Origin of the sequence: Paenibacillus sp. FSL H7-689 (assembly GCF_000517905.1) — a bacterium.
Classification (GTDB): Bacteria; Bacillota; Bacilli; order Paenibacillales; family Paenibacillaceae; genus Paenibacillus; species Paenibacillus amylolyticus.
Genome location: NZ_ASPU01000014.1, coordinates 147,536 through 165,848, shown reverse-complemented (window position 1 = coordinate 165,848; position 18,313 = coordinate 147,536). Strand labels below are relative to the sequence as shown.

Below are 18,313 nucleotides of genomic sequence, written 5' to 3'. Positions count from 1 at the left end.
TACGGAATCATGGAATAGATTAGCAACAACTCAAGAGATAAACATAAGGAGGAGATGGCATGTCTGAACTGGGTCAGCAGTTAAGGGAGGCCCGGCTGCAAAAAGGGATGAGTCTTGACGATGTACAGGAAATGACAAAAATTCGCAAGAGGTATCTGGAGGCCATAGAAGCAGGAGACTATAAAGTGCTGCCGGGTAGCTTCTATGTGCGTGCTTTCATCAAAACCTATGCGGAGACCGTGGGACTGAACCCTGATGAGCTGCTGGAGGGACACAAAAAAGACGTACCCGAAGAAGAGACGGAAGCAACGATGGAACCGGTTATTCAGAAGCGTTCCAGCCGTCCGGTTGAGCGTAGTAATCGGTGGATGTCTGTCGCGTTGATGTGGACATTCCCTGTTTTGATCGTAGTACTGTTGTATGTATACGTGGTGTATAACAATGGTGATGAATCAGATAATCCGGGTCTTGATCAGGTCAAAATTACAGACAGTCAACAACAGCCTGAGGACAAACCGGATCAACCTGCCGACAACGGACAGGCATCTAATCCGCCTGCGACAGACTCAGGTACTGACGGTACTGGTGAGGGAGACGCTGGCGGTAACGGTGGCGGTACAGACACGGAAGGACAGACGGACGGTCAAACTGATGGCCAAACGGACGGACAGACGGATGAAACTGAGGAAAAACCAACTGATAATTCACCATCTAATGTGAGTGTTGCAGAAGATGGGAAATCAGGAAATATTACGAACTTTAAAGTTAACGGTAGTGCAGGGCAACCTGTAACGGTTACGATCAAAGCAACAGGTCATAGCTGGCTGGAAGTGTACAAAGGCGAAAACTCCAGTGGAGAGAAGTTGGAGTATGGTAACACAGCCGAAGGTGACAGCTATACCTTTGAGCTTGATAGTACAGGCATGTATATTAAGTCCGGTTACGCTGCAGCGACCACGATTGAGGTTGGCGGGCAGGTTGTAACGGATGGCAAGGCGACCAATCGGATCCGTTTGAAGCTTGGTGAAGATAGTAGTGGCACTACTTCTTCCACAGGTGTTGAAAATGGATCAACGGACGGTACAGGGGGTACCACGGGTAGCGAATAACCGGGTCAACTGCAGGAGACAATAATCGTGTCTTAACTTGCAGTTAACTTTTGGTGAAGTGAGGTGGATGGCTGTGACAGTCAGCTGGATCGTAACAGGTTTAGGGATCATTGTCAGCCTCCTGGGTTATTACCTGACTCCAAGTGCTTGGGGTTACGGAATATTGGGTTTTGGACTTGCACATGTACTTTTGGGTGTGCTCGATATGTTCAGACAGCCCAACCGCAGCCGCTATTAGGTTGGAAGCTGGACCAGCGAGCATTTTTGGCAGCCACTTGAAGTGGAAGCCAAAAATGCTTTTTTCTTTGTGTAAAACAGCTTGAAATTAGACTTTTGCTTAAGGTATCCTCTATAATGTTACAGAACATACGATTAACTGAAAGGGTGACTGGTTTGAGCTCAGAAAATTCATTTGATATCGTGTCCAAAATGGACTTGCAAGAACTGACAAATGCCGTTACACAAACCGAGAAAGAAATTGGCGCTCGTTATGACTTCAAGGGCAGCAAGAGCAGCCTGAAGCTGGATAAGGATGCGTTAACGATCGTATCTGATGATGAGACCAAACTCAAGGCTGTCATTGAAGTGCTGCAATCCAAAATGGCGAAGCGTGGTCTACCATTGAAAAACATTGATTACGCAAAGGTAGAGCCAGCGTCTTCTGGTACAGTCCGCCAGCGTTTGAATTTTAAACAGGGGATTGATCAGGACATCGCCAAGAAAATCAATATCCTGATTCGGGATTCCAAGATGAAGGTGAAGAGTCAGATTCAGGGAGATCAACTTCGGGTAACTGGTAAGAGTAAAAATGATTTGCAAGCTGTCATGCAGTTGCTAAATGGTGCTAACCTGCCTCTGGATTTGCAATATACAAATTTCAAGTAATAAGGCCTTTTTGTAGCAAAAGTGTTTTTTGACACGGTATTGGGCGTATATTATACTAAGTGTGCATTGCTGGCAGTCAAGCATCAAGTCCAGTCCTCATCGTTTGCTGACTTTGTGAAAAGCAGTACATCTTCTGGAAGTCACCGGAACGTTTAAAGCGTTTTGCTTTTGAGCGGTTGACTTTATTTTTTGCGTTTCTACATAGTGGGATCATGTTAATATGGATTGACATTGAAACTGTACATTTCATGTTCCGGATGATGATAACGGGATTATGATGATTGTTTGGAGTAATGGAGGATATGAGGGAGGGCGTCTTGTGAATTTACCCAACCGGATTACGCTTGCACGAATTTGCTTAATCCCTTTTTTGATGGTGTTCCTGCTAGTGGATTTTCCATTTTATCCAGAGCCGTTGCAGCTTGGAAGCTTGTCGCTTCCGTATAATCAACTGATTGCTGCTGTTATTTTTATCATCGCCGCAAGCACAGATGGAATTGACGGATACCTTGCGCGGAAAAATAACATGGTTACCAATCTGGGGAAACTGCTCGATCCACTCGCAGACAAGTTGCTGGTTACTGCAGTTTTGATCTCGCTTGTGGAGATGGGCAAGCTGGATTCCTGGATTGCAGTTGTCATTATTAGTCGTGAATTCGCAGTTACCGGCTTGCGTCAAATTGCATTGCTGGATGGTTCGGTTGTTGCCGCCAGTGCTTGGGGCAAGCTGAAGACTGTAGTGCAGATTGTGGCGATTGTGCTGTTGCTGTTGAACAATTTCCCGTTTTCATACACGGGTATTCACGTCGATATTATCGCGGTATGGGCAGCAGCGCTTATTACCATCTGGTCGGGTATCGATTACTTTATCAAAAACAAAAATTTGCTTCATTTAACAAAAGCATAATGGTTTGTTCTTAAATGGGTAATCATGAAGGAAGCATTGGGTCAGGGGCAATAGGAAATTATCCTATTGCCCTTTGATCACTCACCACGTGTACAGGAGGATGCTCAATGAAGGCAGAAATCATTGCAGTTGGCACAGAGCTACTGCTTGGACAAATCGTCAATACCAATGCCAGATACCTATCCCGTGAATTGGCTGCGATGGGGATCGATGTATATTTCCAAACGGTGGTTGGGGATAACCTGAACCGACTTAGTGAAGCTATTCGCATTGCCCAGAGCCGTGCAGACGTTATTTTATTTTCCGGTGGCATCGGACCTACACAAGATGATCTGACCAAGGATGCGCTCGCAGCTGTTCTTAACCGGAAACTGCATACAGATCGAATGGCAATGGACAAAATTGAGAGCTTTTTCAGAGATCGTAATGTGGATATGACAGAGAATAACAGACGTCAGGCGATCGTTATTGATGGCGGAACACCTCTGGCCAATGAAACGGGCCTCGCGGCAGGAAATGCGATTTCTGACAATGACAAATATTATGTTGTGATGCCTGGACCACCTAAAGAGTTGATTCCAATGTTTGAACAGGAAGTCAAACCTTGGCTGTTCCAGCATGTACTCACAGAAGAGATGCCGATCTATTCCCGAATGCTCAAATTCGCAGGTATTGGTGAATCTGCTCTGGAAGATCGACTTCTGGATCTGATTGACGCGCAGACAGACCCTACGATTGCTCCTTACGCGAGCGAAGGCGAAGTTACGGTACGTGTCTCCACAAAGGCTGAGAGTGAGGGAGAGGCGAAGCTGAAGCTGGATGCGATGGAAGTTCAGATTCGGGAGCGTTTGACAGAACATCTCTACGCGAACGAGGATGTGCCTATAGAGTACACGATTGTAACCATGATGTCTGACATGGGGCTGACGCTCAGCGCTGCTGAGAGCTGTACAGGAGGGCTTGTCATGCAAAGTCTGACCTCTGTACCCGGAAGTGCGTCAATGCTCAAAGGTGGTATTGTTTGTTACTCCAATGAAATTAAAGAAAAGCTGCTGAATGTGCCTCATGATTATCTGGAGGGTGAAGATGCACCTGGGGCGGTAAGTCCTGAGGTTGCAAAAGTGCTTGCTGAGCAGATCCGCATGATTGGCGATGCTGATTTTGGCTTGGCTGTTACCGGTGTAGCTGGACCGGGATATTCGGAACGCAAGCCACCCGGACTTGTCTTCATCGCTCTTGCGGAACGTGGAAAAGAGACGGAAATCCATGAGCTGCGTATTAATGGTAATCGCGAGACGGTTCGCATTCGTTCAGCCAAAGCAATTCTATATCGCTTATGGCAAAAACTTGTGGCGATGGATTGATTAGTTAATAGCTTCGATTGCATTTACAGTTCCAAGCAAGTATAATTAAGGAAGACGGAAGAACCGTAGAATTAGGCTTTACAGCCTTGTTTACGGTTCTTTTTTCTGTTTAATGGAAAGTTTCCTTGGGGAAGAGGCGCCTCGGCCTTTACAAAAAAAACGAATGTATGTTCGAAAAAAAGCTTGGCAAACGTGTTAAAACAAGGTATCATTATCTTATAAACAGTAAAGGGTGTGAGCTTATTGTCAGACCGTCGTGCCGCGCTTGATATGGCGCTCCGTCAAATAGAGAAGCAATTTGGTAAAGGATCCATCATGAAACTGGGTGAGTCCACTCATATGAATGTGGAAATTATTCCCAGTGGTTCCTTGGCTTTGGATATTGCATTAGGAACAGGCGGCTTGCCTAAAGGCCGTATTGTTGAAATATATGGACCTGAATCCTCTGGTAAAACAACCGTAGCATTGCATGCTATCGCTGAAGTACAAAGAGCGGGTGGACAAGCTGCATTTATCGATGCCGAGCATGCTCTTGACCCACAGTACGCAAGCAAACTTGGTGTTAATATTGATGAATTGCTTCTGTCTCAGCCAGATACGGGTGAGCAAGGGCTGGAAATTGCAGAAGCTCTTGTACGCAGTGGTGCAGTAGATATCGTCGTTATTGACTCTGTAGCCGCATTGGTTCCAAAAGCAGAGATTGAAGGCGAAATGGGCGATTCACACGTTGGTTTGCAAGCGCGTTTGATGTCTCAGGCGCTGCGTAAACTGTCTGGTGCAATCAGCAAATCCAAAACAATCGCAATCTTCATTAACCAGCTTCGTGAGAAAGTCGGCGTTATGTTTGGTAACCCGGAAACAACACCTGGTGGTCGTGCTCTGAAGTTTTATTCCACAGTACGTCTGGATGTGCGTCGTATTGAGAGTATCAAATCAGGCAATGACATGATTGGTAACCGTACTCGTATTAAAGTTGTGAAAAACAAAGTGGCACCTCCGTTTAAACAAGCGGAAGTGGATATCATGTATGGCGAGGGTATCTCGAGAGAAGGCAGTATCATTGACATTGGTACAGAGCTGGACATCGTTAATAAAAGTGGTGCATGGTATTCCTACGAAGGCGAGCGTTTAGGACAAGGTCGTGAGAACGCAAAGCAGTTCATGAAAGAGCATAAAGATATTGCTGACATCATTGAACAAAAAATTCGTGTAGCCAGTAACTTGGTTACTGCAGTTCCTGCGCCAACGAGTGAAGAGCAACAAAAAGAAGCAGCAGAAGAACAAGAATTGTTTGAAATCAACGAGTAATCTCTCAAAACCTCCCTTGTAGGGAGGACCCTGAGGGTGTTCCCCATTGGACTCCGTAAACTTATCTGATTGAGCTTGGATCAATCTGGATAATGGATTGTAGTGGGAGTACTCGTGCTGTCTAACAGCCCCTGTCCCAATGGACAGGGGCTGTTAGCACGCTAACTGTGGAGTAAAGGCCGGGCAGAGTTCCCGGTCTTTTGTATTATTGGTGTTCTTTGTCTTATCTGAAGGTGTGTTTGGCGTAGTCAGAATGAAAATGTTATGAAAGGGGAGACCAGAATGGATCAACATGACGAGGATTTATATGAAGAAGCAGTACAGGATGGCCTATCCCAATTTCCGGACAACGAAGAACTTATTATTACACGTGTAGAACGAACGAAGAGCAGGCAAGCTCGTTATCGAATCACTTTTGGCATCCACTCCATTACGGTTCTTGAAGATGTGATGATTAAATACAGGATGACTCAAGGTAATACGTTTATGAAGAAGGATCTGGAAGATATCATTCTAGCTGACGAGCGACAGCGGACGTATGCACAGTCTCTGCGTTTTTTGGAGCATAAGCCACGTACGCGCCATGAATTAAGTCAGAAACTTCGTCAGAAGGAGTTTGCTGCACCTTTGATTGAAGAGGCGCTGGATCGGCTTGAGCGGGAGAACCTGGTGGATGACGATCTATTTGCGAAGGAATGGACAAGACAGCGTATGGAGGGCAAGCGGAAGGGAAAACTGTGGATAAGGCAAGAGCTGCGTCAAAAGGGCATTGCCAATGATCTCATTGTTGAGGCACTAGAAGGGATAAGTACAGATGCGGAATTTGAGACTGCTTTGAGTGCCGGACGAAAAAAATGGAATCAGGTCAAAGGGGACGTCAAAGAGAAGAAAAATAAAACGCTTCCCTTCCTAATGAGACGTGGTTTTTCAATGGATATGGTGCGCAAGGTCGTGAATTGTTTAATTGAAGAAGATGAGGCTGGGGACCCTGAAGATGACGAAGCGTTGTTATGGGATTAGCAGACTAGAGTCTCTATACTGCATTCTCTTGACAATTTCTTTCGTCAAATACTAAAATGGACATGAGTCTGTAAGAAATGGACAACCCTTTTTCCTTCCAAAAAAGCGGTTTCGGTTTCTTAAGATTTATACCATTCTTAATTATGGGTTCGCTGGAAACAGTGAATAGTACGTGGAAACATGTACATGTGAAATGAAAATCGGCGGGGGATCGCCGTGAGTATTCGTTATTCCCAAACATATGTAAGGTTTGAAAACTGCAAATTGACCCAAGGAATGCCTTGGAGGAACCAACGAGGAGGTGAACAGTATGAATCCTGCAATCACGATCGCTCTCGTTGTGGCCGCGCTAATCATTGGGTTCGGAGTAGGGTATTTTATTCGCAAATCTCTTGCAGAGGCTAAAATCTCTAGTGCGGAACAAGCTGCCGTACAAATCGTGGAGAACGCGAAGAAAGAGGCAGAGGCACTGAAGAAAGAAACGGTGCTGGAAGCGAAGGATGAAATCCATCGCATTCGTGCTGAAGCTGAAAAAGACACTCGTGAACGTCGGAATGAAATTCAACGACAAGAAAGACGATTGTTGCAAAAAGAAGAGTCGCTGGATAAAAAATTGGAATCACTCGAACGTAAAGAAGAGCAAGTGGCTAACAAAGAGAAACGAATTGATGAGACTCAGCAGCAGATCGAAATGATTTACAAAAACCAGGTGACAGAGTTGGAACGTATATCCAACCTCACCATGGAAGACGCACGCAGTATCATACTGTCCAACGTAGAACAGGAAGTTCGTCATGAGACGGCTCAAATGATCAAGGACATTGAACAACAAGCGAAGGAAGAAGCGGACAAAAAGTCCCGCGAGATTATTACACTCGCTATCCAACGTTGTGCGGCTGACCATGTAGCGGAAACAACGGTTTCTGTTGTTACCCTGCCAAATGAAGAAATGAAAGGCCGGATTATCGGTCGTGAAGGACGTAACATCCGTGCGCTTGAAACCCTTACAGGGATTGACCTCATTATCGATGATACGCCAGAAGCTGTTATTCTGTCGGGCTTTGACCCGATTCGCCGTGAGATCGCCCGTACTGCCCTGGAGAAACTGGTGGCTGATGGACGTATTCACCCGGCACGGATTGAAGAGATGGTTGAGAAATCCCGCAAAGAAGTGGATGAGCGCATCCGTGAATACGGTGAGCAAGCTACCTTTGAAGTGGGCGTGCATGGTCTGCATCCGGATCTGATCAAAATTTTGGGCCGGTTGAAGTTCCGTACAAGTTACGGTCAGAACGTCTTGAAACATTCCATGGAAGTCGCTTATCTGGCTGGACTGATGGCTGGCGAACTGGGAGAAGACGTAACTCTGGCAAGACGTGCAGGTCTATTGCATGACATCGGTAAAGCGCTGGATCACGAAGTGGAAGGATCACACGTCGAAATTGGCGTGGAACTGGCGAAGAAATACAAAGAACATCCGGTTGTAATCAACAGTATCGCGTCCCATCACGGAGATTGCGAAGCGACTTCGGTCATTGCCATGTTGGTTGGCGCAGCAGATGCGCTCTCCGCAGCAAGACCAGGCGCACGCCGCGAAACGCTGGAAACGTATATCAAACGACTGGAGAAGCTGGAAGAAATCTCAGAGTCCTTCGAAGGTGTCGAGAAATCGTACGCCATTCAGGCCGGACGCGAAGTTCGCGTTATGGTACAGCCTGAGAAGATCGATGATGCTGAAGCCTTCCGCTTAGCCCGTGACATCACGAAGATGATTGAGAATGAACTCGACTATCCGGGTCACATCAAAGTCACCGTCATCCGGGAAACCCGTGCGGTTGAATACGCAAAATAGAGCATTACGGAAAAGTGGCCGCAGTAGTGGGCCACTTTTCCTGTTGATAGCCTGTTAAAGGCAACTACACATTATGGAGCATGAGATAGAGTCCTGCAAAGGTTCAACATTTGAAGTAAGAGGACTTTGCAGGAATTGAGGAGGCAGTAATCAATGAAAGTTTTGTTTATTGGTGACATTGTAGGTAACGTGGGACGTAAGGCATTAAAGGAAAATTTACCGTACCTGAAATCAAAGTATAAGCCACATGTGGTGATTGTGAATGGTGAAAATGCGGCAGCAGGTCGTGGCATTACCGGTGCAATCGCAAATGAGTTTTTCAACTGGGGTGTACATGGTATTACACTTGGTAATCATACTTGGGACAATAAGGATATTTTTGATTTTATAGATGATGAGCCCCGCATGATTCGTCCAGCGAACTTTCCACCAGGCACACCAGGACGAGGGTACACGGTTGTCAAAGGTGAAGGGAAAGAGCTAGCAATTGTCAATCTTCAAGGAAGAACGTTCCTGCCTGCTCTGGATTGTCCATTCCGTGTAGCTGATGAAATTGTAGATGAGCTACGCCAAGACCATAAATGTATTTTAGTTGATATGCATGCTGAAGCAACGTCAGAAAAGATTGCCATGGGATGGCACCTGGATGGACGTGCGTCTCTCGTTGTAGGTACACATACGCATGTACAGAGTAATGATGATCGGATTTTGCCTGGAGGAACAGCTTACTTGACGGATGCGGGCATGGTAGGACCTCGTGACGGCATATTGGGTATGGAGCGTGAGGCCGTGTTACGTAAGTTCTACACCCAGCTACCTGTACGTTTCGTTGTAGATGATGGCAAATGGCACTTCCACGGTGTTTTTGTTGAAATTGATGAAGCCACAGGTGCGGCAACACGCATCGAAAAAATTCGTCTGACGGAGGACGAGTGGCGCATGGAATAGGGGTATTGTCCCAATTTGCAGGGAAACCCGTCTAAAAAGAAGGAATTTTTTTGCCTCCCGCGAATAACATCTAGTAAGTGGAAACAAACTTTCAACATTCCCAGGGAGGTACTTACCATGGATGTATTAAAAGTTTCAGCAAAGTCCAATCCTAATTCTGTAGCCGGCGCTCTTGCAGGGGTTCTTCGTGAACGTGGAAATGCTGAACTGCAGGCAATTGGAGCGGGAGCACTGAACCAAGCCATTAAAGCGGTAGCGATAGCCCGGGGATTTGTAGCACCAAGCGGAGTTGACCTGATTTGTATTCCAGCTTTTACAGACATTGTGATCGACGGCGAGGACCGAACGGCCATTAAGCTGATTGTGGAGCCCAGATAATACATGCAGTATGCATTGAACCTGTTTACGATGTAGACAGGTTTTTTTGCGTTTTTTTGCAATAACATATGGAGGAGGGTTTAAGATGTCCATGTCTGATTGGCGTGTAGCTGATTTTCACTGTGATGCACTGAGCAAAATTTTGATGCAGCCTGCCCTTTCATTTGAAAATGCTCCACAACTGGATGTGAACTTGCAACGTTTGAAAGAGGGGAATGTAGGATTGCAGGCGTTCGCCATCTATTTACCCGAAGTACTTGGCAGAGGCAAGTTTGAACATGTCATGGGGCAGTTGGAGATCTATCGAAGACGTGTGGAGAGAAGTCAGGAGCGGCCTGGCGGCACACAGACGTTGTTATGGCGTGAACAGGTGGCTCAGGTGGGGCAAACAGGGGGGCCGTGGGGATTAATCACACTGGAGGGTGTGGATGGCCTGGAGGGCAACCTGTTCTATCTGGAGTTATGTTATCAGATGGGCGTTCGAATTATTGGACTAACGTGGAATTATGCCAATTGGGCGGCTGACGGAGTAATGGAGAAGCGTGGAGCAGGTCTGACCGAGAAGGGGAAGGAACTGGTGCGCCAGTGTAATGAAATCGGAATGCTGCTCGACGTGTCACATCTGACAGAGAAAGGTTTCTGGGAACTGGCTGACTTGAGCAAACGTCCTTTTATCGCCTCCCATTCCAACAGTTATAGCGTATGTCCCCATGTGCGTAATCTGAAAGACGATCAGATTCAGGCTATCATTGCCCGGGAAGGGCGGATCGGACTGACGTTTGTACCCTGGTTTGTAAAGCAGGAGGGTGAGGTATGTATAGAAGATCTGCTGCCTCATATTGAGGAGATCTGTTCTCTCGGCGGGCAGCATCATCTGATGATGGGGTCTGATTTTGATGGAATTTCAACGTATATTCAGAGACTTGAACATTCAGGACATTATCCGAGACTGACGGAAATCCTGCTCAAGCATTATGATGAACATTTAGTGCGCGGCTGGTTGTGGGGGAATGCGATGAGTTATCTGGGGGAACACTTGCCAGAGAGCAATCCGAAGATGCAGATGAAGGGGAATTCCATGAAATAGTGAACTGGTGTGTGCTTTGAATGTGTTGAATTGAAACTTGTTTTCCAAATAAAGGAGGGGAATGATGGTGAAATAAGTGTATTTCATGAATTTTCACCAGTTCGTTTTCATTTCACTCCAAAAAGGGGTATAATACCATTGGATTGTTAAGAGCCTGAGTACAGGCCATAGATAAACAAGGAGTGAATTTACAATGAGTAAAACAGTACCTGTGGGCGTATCTGCCCGTCACATTCATGTATCCCAAGAGCACGTTGAAATTTTGTTTGGCAAAGGTTATGAACTGACTGAATTTAAACCTCTGTCCCAGCCTGGCCAATACGCTGCTAACGAAACTGTAGCGGTAATTGGTTCGAAAGGACAGTTTGATAAAGTGCGTATCCTTGGACCTGTTCGCCCTGAAACGCAACTGGAGATCTCCATGACAGATTCATTTGCGATTGGTGTTAAAGCACCTGTACGTGAATCTGGAAGCATTGAAGGTACACCAGGAATCACAATTAAAGGTCCTGCTGGCGAAGTTACGATTGATAAAGGTGTTATCGTTGCTGCTCGTCACATTCACTTCCATACTTCTGATGCTGCTAAATGGGGTATCGAGGACAAACAAATGTTGAAAGTTCGTCTGGGTGGAGATCGCGGTCTTGTACTGGAAAATGTACTGGCTCGTGTATCCGATTCTTTTGCACTGGACATGCATATTGATACAGATGAAGCTAACGCTGCTGGCGCTCGTAATGGCGACACTGCTGAAATCATCGATTAATTACATGTAATAGCTTCAGCCCCCAATTATGGCGGACTGAATAACATATAAACCTGAGCACAGCCAACAGGGGCCGGTTAATTCCAGCCCTGACGGCAAGGCTCAGGTTTTTGTGTTTTCTGAGTGCTCTTCTGAGCATGGCATGTTTCGGATTAGACGAAGGGAGATGCGCTTTGGATGTGGAACTACAGCCCAATTCATGCTATAATTTGCTGTAATGCTCTTTTAATGTTCCAAGCAAGATATTCTTGTGGAACAGGGATGAATGAACGATTTTTTATTAATAGAGGCTGTAAGGAGTGACCGAAGGAAATGGCTAAAGACTCAAAAAAGGATTACTCCCAATATTTTGATTTTTCCGATGCCAAAGTAATTTCGCAAGATGAATTCAGCAAAAAGATAAGAATCCGGGGCCGTGAGATTAACATCAAATCGGAACCCAATCATCGTCAGGAGAAACAGCGGGGCAAGGAAGACGTCCAGGTGCTTTACGAAAATGCCGTTCCCGATGAACTGAAAAACATAGGGAAAGGTAAACACTATATTGTATATACGTATGGATGTCAGATGAACGAGCATGACTCGGAGACCATCAAAGGACTCCTTGAGTCTATGGGATATCAGGCTACAGAGAATCGCAAAGAAGCTGATATTATTCTGCTCAATACGTGTGCCATACGGGAAAATGCGGAAGATAAAGTATTTGGTGAGCTCGGTCACCTGAAAACGCTAAAACTCGAACGTCCGGGATTGTTACTTGGCGTATGCGGTTGTATGTCCCAAGAAGAAGGCGTCGTCAACCGAATCATGCAGAAGCATGGCTTTGTGGATATGATCTTTGGTACACATAACGTGCATCGACTGCCACATCTAATCCAGGAAGCGTTGTTCAGCAAAGAAATGGTTGTTGAGGTATGGTCCAAGGAAGGCGACATTATTGAGAACCTGCCGAAGAAACGTGAGGGTATGCGCGGCTGGGTGAATATTATGTATGGCTGCGACAAGTTCTGTACATATTGCATCGTTCCGTTTACGCGGGGCAAAGAACGCAGCCGTCGTCCTGAAGATGTCATTGCCGAAGTTAGGGATTTGGCACGACAAGGCTTTAAGGAGATCACGCTGCTTGGTCAAAATGTGAATGCGTACGGCAAGGACTTCACCGACCTGAACTACAGTTTTGGTGACTTGATGGATGCCATTCGCCAAATTGATATTCCGCGGGTACGTTTTACAACCAGTCACCCACGTGACTTTGATGACCACTTGATTGAAGTGCTGGCCAAGGGCGGAAATCTGGTGGAGCACATTCATCTTCCGGTGCAATCTGGCAGTTCAGAAGTACTCAAACGTATGAGCCGCAAGTATAACCGGGAACACTATCTGAAGCTGGCTGACAAAATTAAAAAGGCCATCCCGGATGTTGTGTTGACAACGGATATTATTGTTGGTTTTCCGGGGGAAACGGAAGAACAGTTTGAAGATACACTTTCCCTTGTCCGTGAAGTAGGGTATGATTTTGCCTATACCTTTATTTATTCCCCGCGTGAAGGTACACCGGCTGCAGTGATGGAAGACAACGTACCGATGGAAGTGAAGAAGGAACGTTTGAAGCGCTTGAACGAAACGATCAACGAATACAGCCACCGAAGCAATGAAGAGCAACGCGGCAAAATCGTTGAAGTGCTCGTTGAAGGCGAGAGCAAACGGAATTCCGAAGTTCTGGCAGGACGTACACGCAGCAACAAGCTGGTGCATTTTGAAGGACCTAAAGATTTGATCGGTACTTTCGTACAAGTGGAAATCACCGATCCGATGACTTTTTATATTAGGGGCAACCTGCTCTCCGAGCCGGTAGCTGCCAATCAGTAATACACACACACAAATAAGATGAATGATTTTTTGCACTTAGCGGGGTTACGCCGAGCGTAGCGAAGGTGACGGAATCGATTCTGTAGAAGCGAAGCGTTCGCCTTTGTCTCCGAATTTTAACCTTGAACAATCTTAATCGAAAAAATTCGGAGACAACAGCGATCAAAAGAACGATCCGACACCGCAGCGGTCACTCAGCAGTCGACTGAGCTTAATGCAACATTGAGTTTTCATCTTATATCATCTCATAGAATGGAGCGATTTCAGTGGCGCAGGAAGAAGTGCAGTACAACCATTATGGAATGCCAACCTACGATACGCGCAATCTGGTCATACGCGACGACATTATGGGAAAAGCCAAAGAATTGGCTGATATGCTCGGAACGAGTGAGGAAGTTAGACAGTTTCAACAGGCTGAAACCAAAATTCGGGATCATGAGCGCATCCAGCAGTTGATTGCAACGATCAAGAAAAAACAAAAAGAGATTGTTGCTTTTGAAAGCTTTAAAAATGTGGAGATGGTCAGCAAAATTGAACAGGAAATTGAAGATCTGCAAAGCGAACTGGACAGTATTCCATTGGTTACGGAATTCCAGCAGAGCCAGAGCGACATCAACTACTTGCTTCAACTAGTGATCTCTGTAATCCGGGATACGGTTTCTGAAAAAGTAAACGTGGAGGCTGGAACGGATTCACCTCCGACCAGTTGCGGTTAAATGACGGAAGGGTGCGGACGCTGTCCGCGCCTTTTTTGACATTACATAACCGTTAATGTGGAGTGGCTATCGCCAAGTACTCGGAATATAATTCCAAGCAAAGCTCCACGCTGTGGGGTTATTTTGTGTGGCGCGGCTGATTTTTAATGATAAAGGCACATGACATCAAGAGAGCTTGATACGTACAGTGAATAAAGGAGAAATGAATAATGAGTATTTTGGACAAAATGGTGGAAGACGGAGACGGACGATTCTGGGGATTTCTCGGCTGTCGTTATATTAAAGGAGACGGAAAAGAAGTACAGATTGCGTTGACAGCAGGCGAACATCATACCAACTCCATGGGGATTATTCATGGGGGTGTATTGACTTCACTGATGGACCAGGCGATGGGTATGGTTGCAACAGCAGCAATGGAAGTAGACGGCTGTGTGACAACAAATCTGAACGTACATTTTCTTGCACCAATGAAACAAGGGGAATTAACGGTGACAGCTACGGTACTGCATCAAGCAGGACGCAGTGTTACGACTCAATCGGAGGTTCGTGATGCATCGGGCACGTTGGGATGTATGGCTACGGCGACATTCCGCATAGCACGCCCGAGAACGTAACGCACGAATCCTGCGGTTGACAAAAGATATTATTATGTCATAATGAAATTATCAAAATGAAAATAGTCGGTGGTGCCCATGAGCGAAAACTACGAACACTTCAATGCAGAGAGCGACGAACAAGCAGCACGTGCTTATAGTTCCCAAAAATATCGTACCCCCGATGGTGTTCCTGCGGATATCGTTATGTTCACCTTAACCAAGCGGGAGCGCAAGACGGTGACGAAGACACTTCCCATTCGGGAACTGAAAGTGATGCTGATCAAGCGCAAAGGCTGGCCTTTTGCAGGCAGATGGGCATTACCCGGTGGATTTTGTCAGGAGAATGAATCCATCTACGGTGCAGCGAAGCGTGAGTTGATGGAAGAGACAGGTGTAGATGGTGGACATCTGGAGTACTTGAATGTATACAGTCAGCCGGGTCGTGACCCGAGGGGCTGGATTATCTCACACGCATTTTTCGCGCTTGTGGAAGAATGGATGCTGGATCAACGCCAAGCAGCAGATGATGCTGAGGATGTTGGATTGTTCACGATTCAGGAGGCGCTGCAAGAACTGGAACTGGCCTTTGATCACAGAACAATTATCGAAGACGCTTATCGACGTATTCAACAGCAGATGCTGGAAACGACGATTGCTCGTCAGTTCCTGCCACGTGATTTTACATTAAGTGAATTATATCAGGTTATTCAAAGTGTTGTACCAGATTTCGAAGAACCAAACTTCATTCGCAAGATTACGTCTACCCGCAGCCGTAAAGGCATTGTGGAAGAAGTAAGAGATGAAGAGGGGAACCTCGTGAGTTCCAACCAGTACTCGCAGCGTCCGGCGCAGCTATATCGTTTTACAGAACTCGTACCACGCCTTTCCATCTATACGTAATAATGTATAGGTGTGTCAATCTGATTGAATCAGGATCAACCATTTCTGGGCTAAGGGAGTGTTGACGATGAAAGCACTGATTGTCATTGATTTTACGAAGGATTTTGTGACAGGTTCTTTGCCTGTAGGTCAGCCGGCAGTAGAGATCGAAGAGACGATTGCAGCTGTAACCGAGGCCTATTGTAAGAACAAACATGAGGTAATCATGGCTGTGGATCTGCACGAAGAGAATGATCCGTATCACCCGGAGACTGTACTTTTCCCACCTCATAACATCAGAAATACGGAGGGAAGACAGTTATATGGTCGTCTTGCCCAAGTGATGGAAGAACGGAAAACAGATATACAGTGGATGGATAAGACGAGATATAGTGCATTCTGTGGGACCGATCTGGAACTCAGACTGCGTGCACGTGGTATTACGGATATTGCACTGATTGGGGTATGCACGGATATTTGCATATTGCATACCGCAGTGGACGCTTACAATAAAGGTTTTCATATTACGGTATACGAAGATGCCGTTGCCAGCTTCAATCCGGCAGGGCATGAGTGGGCACTTGGACATTTTCGTTCCAGCCTTGGTGCTTCGGTGGTTAAGGCGAGCGAGACAGTCTTGGCTTAATTTACTCCATAGTCATGTTTGGTTGACTCCATGTTAGGAACCGGATGAATGTGGTGAATGGTGTATAGAGTTTTTTACGGGAGACTTGTTTGTTTAATACGGATGAACAGAATCATGAAGAATGAGTCTCCATATGTTAACCCGTGTTCACAGATGAAATCTGGGGGCACGAGCGGAAGTCAGAGAGGATGAGACAAATGCAGACAACTAGCCTGGCTTTACATACGGATAAATATCAGATCAATATGATGTACGCCCATTGGGTGAATGGTACTCACAAGCGGAAGGCGGTATTTGAAGCCTATTTCCGTAAACTTCCTTTTGGTAACGGATATGCGGTATTTGCCGGATTGGAACGTATTGTGAACTATATCAGCCAGCTTCGGTTTACGATGGACGACATCAAATTTTTATCCAAACAAGAGGAAAATTACGATCCGGTCTTTCTGGAAGAGTTGCTCCAGTTTTCATTTCAGGGGACGATTCATTCCATGAAGGAGGGTGCAATTGTTTTCCCTGACGAACCGCTCATTCGGGTAGAAGGCTCCATTATGGAGACTCAATTGGTGGAGACGGCGATACTTAACTTCATGAATTATCAGACGTTGATTGCAACTAAGGCTTCGCGGATCAAACAGGTAGCGCAGCAGGATACGTTGCTTGAATTCGGCACACGGCGAGCGCAGGAAGCGGATGCTGCCATCTGGGGCGCACGTGCCTCGTATGTAGCAGGCTTCGATGCAACGTCTAATATGCTGGCTGGAGAGCGCTTTGGAATCCCAACAGCAGGTACACATGCCCATTCCTGGGTACAGAGCTTTATGAGCGAACAGGAGGCGTTTGACGTGTATGCCAAAGTTTTGCCTGATCAGGTTACGCTGCTGGTTGATACCTTTGACACGTTGAACAGTGGAGTACCTCACGCCATCAAGACAGCCAAGAAGTTGGAGAGCCAAGGCAAAAAGATGAATGCGATTCGTCTGGACAGTGGTGACCTTGCGTACTTGTCGATTCAGGCACGTCAGATGTTGGATGAGGCTGGGCTGGATTATGTGAAAATTGTAGCATCCAATGATTTGGATGAAAATACGATTTTCAACCTGAAGGCTCAGGGAGCACGGATTGATACATGGGGTGTTGGTACACAGTTGATTACGGCTTCTGACCAACCATCTTTGGGTGGAGTATATAAATTAGTGGAGCGTGAAGTGGATGGTGCCATGCTGCCTACGATTAAAATATCTGCCAATCCTGAAAAGGTGTCCACTCCAGGTAAAAAGGAAGTGTTCCGGATTATTGATCCGAAACATGGCAAGGCGATTGCAGATTATATCTGCTATCCAGAGGAAGAGCAGCCGCTACAGGGCGGACCGCTCAAGCTGTTCAACCCGCTACACCCTTACCTGAAAAAGACGGTTACCCGCTACGAAGCGGTGAATATGCTGGAGCCAATCTTTGTGAATGGACGTAAAGTGTATGAACTGCCTAATCTGGATGAGATTCGTGCGTATCACCGGGAACAGATGAACCTCTTCTGGCCTGAATACCAACGGAAGCTCAACCCGGAGATCTACCGTGTGAACATCAGCCCTGCGGCATGGAATATGAAGCAGAAGCTCATTGCGGAACATGTGAAATCCACAGAGGAATAATTCACATATAAGAATTACAGAGAGGCATAACCAGTGAGGGATACTGGCTTATGCCTTTTTGCTGCCTATAAAATGTATACGTTCTTAGCAGAGTTGAACGATTCGATGATCGCAAGCAAAATTTCCGCTATACGGGTTCTGTCTTCTGTGAAAGTACGTCGGATTGTTGATAGACGTTATTCTTATGATCCCGATGAGGTGGACCAGTGATGTAAGAAATCTCATGGACAGACTGCCAAGGTAGCAGGCTATACTGGATAATAATCATTCATAATTCAAGAGGTTGTAGGGGAAAAGCAGTAATTATTTCTCGGGAAAGCGCAGGAGCCGC

At 46.1% G+C, this 18,313-nt stretch carries 18 protein-coding genes; all 18 read left to right on the top strand.

Annotated elements, in window-relative coordinates; translation table 11 throughout:
- Positions 1-59: 59 nt before the first annotated feature.
- The 18 genes from C170_RS10560 to C170_RS10480 all read left to right on the top strand — a co-directional run bounded on the left by C170_RS10560 (position 60) and on the right by C170_RS10480 (position 17,982).
- On the top strand, positions 60-1,109 hold the full coding sequence (locus tag C170_RS10560; protein ID WP_036609268.1) for a helix-turn-helix domain-containing protein: 1,050 nt from the start codon (positions 60-62) through the stop codon (positions 1,107-1,109).
- A gap of 73 nt (positions 1,110-1,182) precedes the next feature.
- Complete coding sequence (locus C170_RS31140) at positions 1,183-1,347, top strand: hypothetical protein (RefSeq protein ID WP_167350848.1); 165 nt, start codon at positions 1,183-1,185, stop codon at positions 1,345-1,347.
- Between the two features lie 155 nt (positions 1,348-1,502).
- Positions 1,503-1,994 (top strand): YajQ family cyclic di-GMP-binding protein, encoded by a 492-nt coding sequence (locus tag C170_RS10555; RefSeq protein ID WP_036609266.1) that lies wholly within the window; start codon positions 1,503-1,505, stop codon positions 1,992-1,994.
- 319 nt (positions 1,995-2,313) lie between these two features.
- Positions 2,314-2,901: a CDP-diacylglycerol--glycerol-3-phosphate 3-phosphatidyltransferase gene (pgsA, locus tag C170_RS10550; RefSeq protein ID WP_017689114.1), complete on the top strand. Its 588-nt coding sequence runs from the start codon at positions 2,314-2,316 to the stop codon at positions 2,899-2,901.
- Between the two features lie 107 nt (positions 2,902-3,008).
- A complete protein-coding gene (locus C170_RS10545; protein ID WP_036609262.1) occupies positions 3,009-4,265 on the top strand; it encodes a competence/damage-inducible protein A in 1,257 nt (418 codons plus the stop codon).
- Between the two features lie 243 nt (positions 4,266-4,508).
- Positions 4,509-5,573 (top strand): recombinase RecA, encoded by a 1,065-nt coding sequence (gene recA / locus C170_RS10540; RefSeq protein ID WP_036609261.1) that lies wholly within the window; start codon positions 4,509-4,511, stop codon positions 5,571-5,573.
- 282 nt (positions 5,574-5,855) lie between these two features.
- Positions 5,856-6,593: a regulatory protein RecX gene (locus C170_RS10535; protein ID WP_036609260.1), complete on the top strand. Its 738-nt coding sequence runs from the start codon at positions 5,856-5,858 to the stop codon at positions 6,591-6,593.
- A 310-nt stretch (positions 6,594-6,903) separates the two neighbouring features.
- Positions 6,904-8,445 (top strand): ribonuclease Y, encoded by a 1,542-nt coding sequence (rny, locus tag C170_RS10530; protein WP_036609258.1) that lies wholly within the window; start codon positions 6,904-6,906, stop codon positions 8,443-8,445.
- Between the two features lie 153 nt (positions 8,446-8,598).
- Positions 8,599-9,393, top strand: a complete 795-nt coding sequence (locus C170_RS10525) for a TIGR00282 family metallophosphoesterase (RefSeq protein WP_036609256.1) — start codon at positions 8,599-8,601, stop codon at positions 9,391-9,393.
- Positions 9,394-9,510: 117 nt separating this feature from the next.
- A complete protein-coding gene (locus C170_RS10520) occupies positions 9,511-9,771 on the top strand; it encodes a stage V sporulation protein S (RefSeq protein WP_007430104.1) in 261 nt (86 codons plus the stop codon).
- Between the two features lie 85 nt (positions 9,772-9,856).
- The gene (locus tag C170_RS10515) at positions 9,857-10,858 is read left to right on the top strand and encodes a dipeptidase (RefSeq protein WP_442789455.1); all 1,002 of its coding nucleotides are present in this window, start codon (positions 9,857-9,859) and stop codon (positions 10,856-10,858) included.
- A gap of 193 nt (positions 10,859-11,051) precedes the next feature.
- Entirely contained in the window at positions 11,052-11,624 is a 573-nt protein-coding gene (gene pduL / locus C170_RS10510) for a phosphate propanoyltransferase (RefSeq protein ID WP_017689107.1), read from the top strand.
- A gap of 312 nt (positions 11,625-11,936) precedes the next feature.
- A complete protein-coding gene (gene miaB, locus C170_RS10505; protein WP_036609253.1) occupies positions 11,937-13,493 on the top strand; it encodes a tRNA (N6-isopentenyl adenosine(37)-C2)-methylthiotransferase MiaB in 1,557 nt (518 codons plus the stop codon).
- 302 nt (positions 13,494-13,795) lie between these two features.
- Positions 13,796-14,209 (top strand): RicAFT regulatory complex protein RicA family protein, encoded by a 414-nt coding sequence (locus C170_RS10500; RefSeq protein ID WP_197997748.1) that lies wholly within the window; start codon positions 13,796-13,798, stop codon positions 14,207-14,209.
- Between the two features lie 209 nt (positions 14,210-14,418).
- A complete protein-coding gene (locus tag C170_RS10495; protein ID WP_036609249.1) occupies positions 14,419-14,823 on the top strand; it encodes a PaaI family thioesterase in 405 nt (134 codons plus the stop codon).
- A 78-nt stretch (positions 14,824-14,901) separates the two neighbouring features.
- On the top strand, positions 14,902-15,705 hold the full coding sequence (locus tag C170_RS10490; RefSeq protein ID WP_036609248.1) for an NUDIX hydrolase: 804 nt from the start codon (positions 14,902-14,904) through the stop codon (positions 15,703-15,705).
- Between the two features lie 67 nt (positions 15,706-15,772).
- Complete coding sequence (locus C170_RS10485) at positions 15,773-16,330, top strand: cysteine hydrolase family protein (RefSeq protein WP_036609245.1); 558 nt, start codon at positions 15,773-15,775, stop codon at positions 16,328-16,330.
- A 197-nt stretch (positions 16,331-16,527) separates the two neighbouring features.
- Complete coding sequence (locus tag C170_RS10480; protein WP_036609243.1) at positions 16,528-17,982, top strand: nicotinate phosphoribosyltransferase; 1,455 nt, start codon at positions 16,528-16,530, stop codon at positions 17,980-17,982.
- Positions 17,983-18,313: the final 331 nt, after the last annotated feature.

Excerpts from the sequence above, each read along its gene's own strand:
- C170_RS10560 (WP_036609268.1), top strand. The coding sequence starts at position 60 with ATGTCTGAACTGGGTCAGCAGTTAAGGGAGGCCCGGCTGCAAAAAGGG.
- C170_RS10515 (WP_442789455.1), top strand. The coding sequence starts at position 9,857 with ATGTCCATGTCTGATTGGCGTGTAGCTGATTTTCACTGTGATGCACTG.
- rny (WP_036609258.1), top strand. The coding sequence starts at position 6,904 with ATGAATCCTGCAATCACGATCGCTCTCGTTGTGGCCGCGCTAATCATT.
- C170_RS10545 (WP_036609262.1), top strand. The coding sequence starts at position 3,009 with ATGAAGGCAGAAATCATTGCAGTTGGCACAGAGCTACTGCTTGGACAA.
- C170_RS10520 (WP_007430104.1), top strand. The coding sequence starts at position 9,511 with ATGGATGTATTAAAAGTTTCAGCAAAGTCCAATCCTAATTCTGTAGCC.
- C170_RS10480 (WP_036609243.1), top strand. The coding sequence starts at position 16,528 with ATGCAGACAACTAGCCTGGCTTTACATACGGATAAATATCAGATCAAT.
- C170_RS10535 (WP_036609260.1), top strand. The coding sequence starts at position 5,856 with ATGGATCAACATGACGAGGATTTATATGAAGAAGCAGTACAGGATGGC.
- C170_RS10525 (WP_036609256.1), top strand. The coding sequence starts at position 8,599 with ATGAAAGTTTTGTTTATTGGTGACATTGTAGGTAACGTGGGACGTAAG.
- C170_RS10495 (WP_036609249.1), top strand. The coding sequence starts at position 14,419 with ATGAGTATTTTGGACAAAATGGTGGAAGACGGAGACGGACGATTCTGG.
- miaB (WP_036609253.1), top strand. The coding sequence starts at position 11,937 with ATGGCTAAAGACTCAAAAAAGGATTACTCCCAATATTTTGATTTTTCC.
- C170_RS10500 (WP_197997748.1), top strand. The coding sequence starts at position 13,796 with ATGCCAACCTACGATACGCGCAATCTGGTCATACGCGACGACATTATG.
- pduL (WP_017689107.1), top strand. The coding sequence starts at position 11,052 with ATGAGTAAAACAGTACCTGTGGGCGTATCTGCCCGTCACATTCATGTA.
- C170_RS10490 (WP_036609248.1), top strand. The coding sequence starts at position 14,902 with ATGAGCGAAAACTACGAACACTTCAATGCAGAGAGCGACGAACAAGCA.
- C170_RS10485 (WP_036609245.1), top strand. The coding sequence starts at position 15,773 with ATGAAAGCACTGATTGTCATTGATTTTACGAAGGATTTTGTGACAGGT.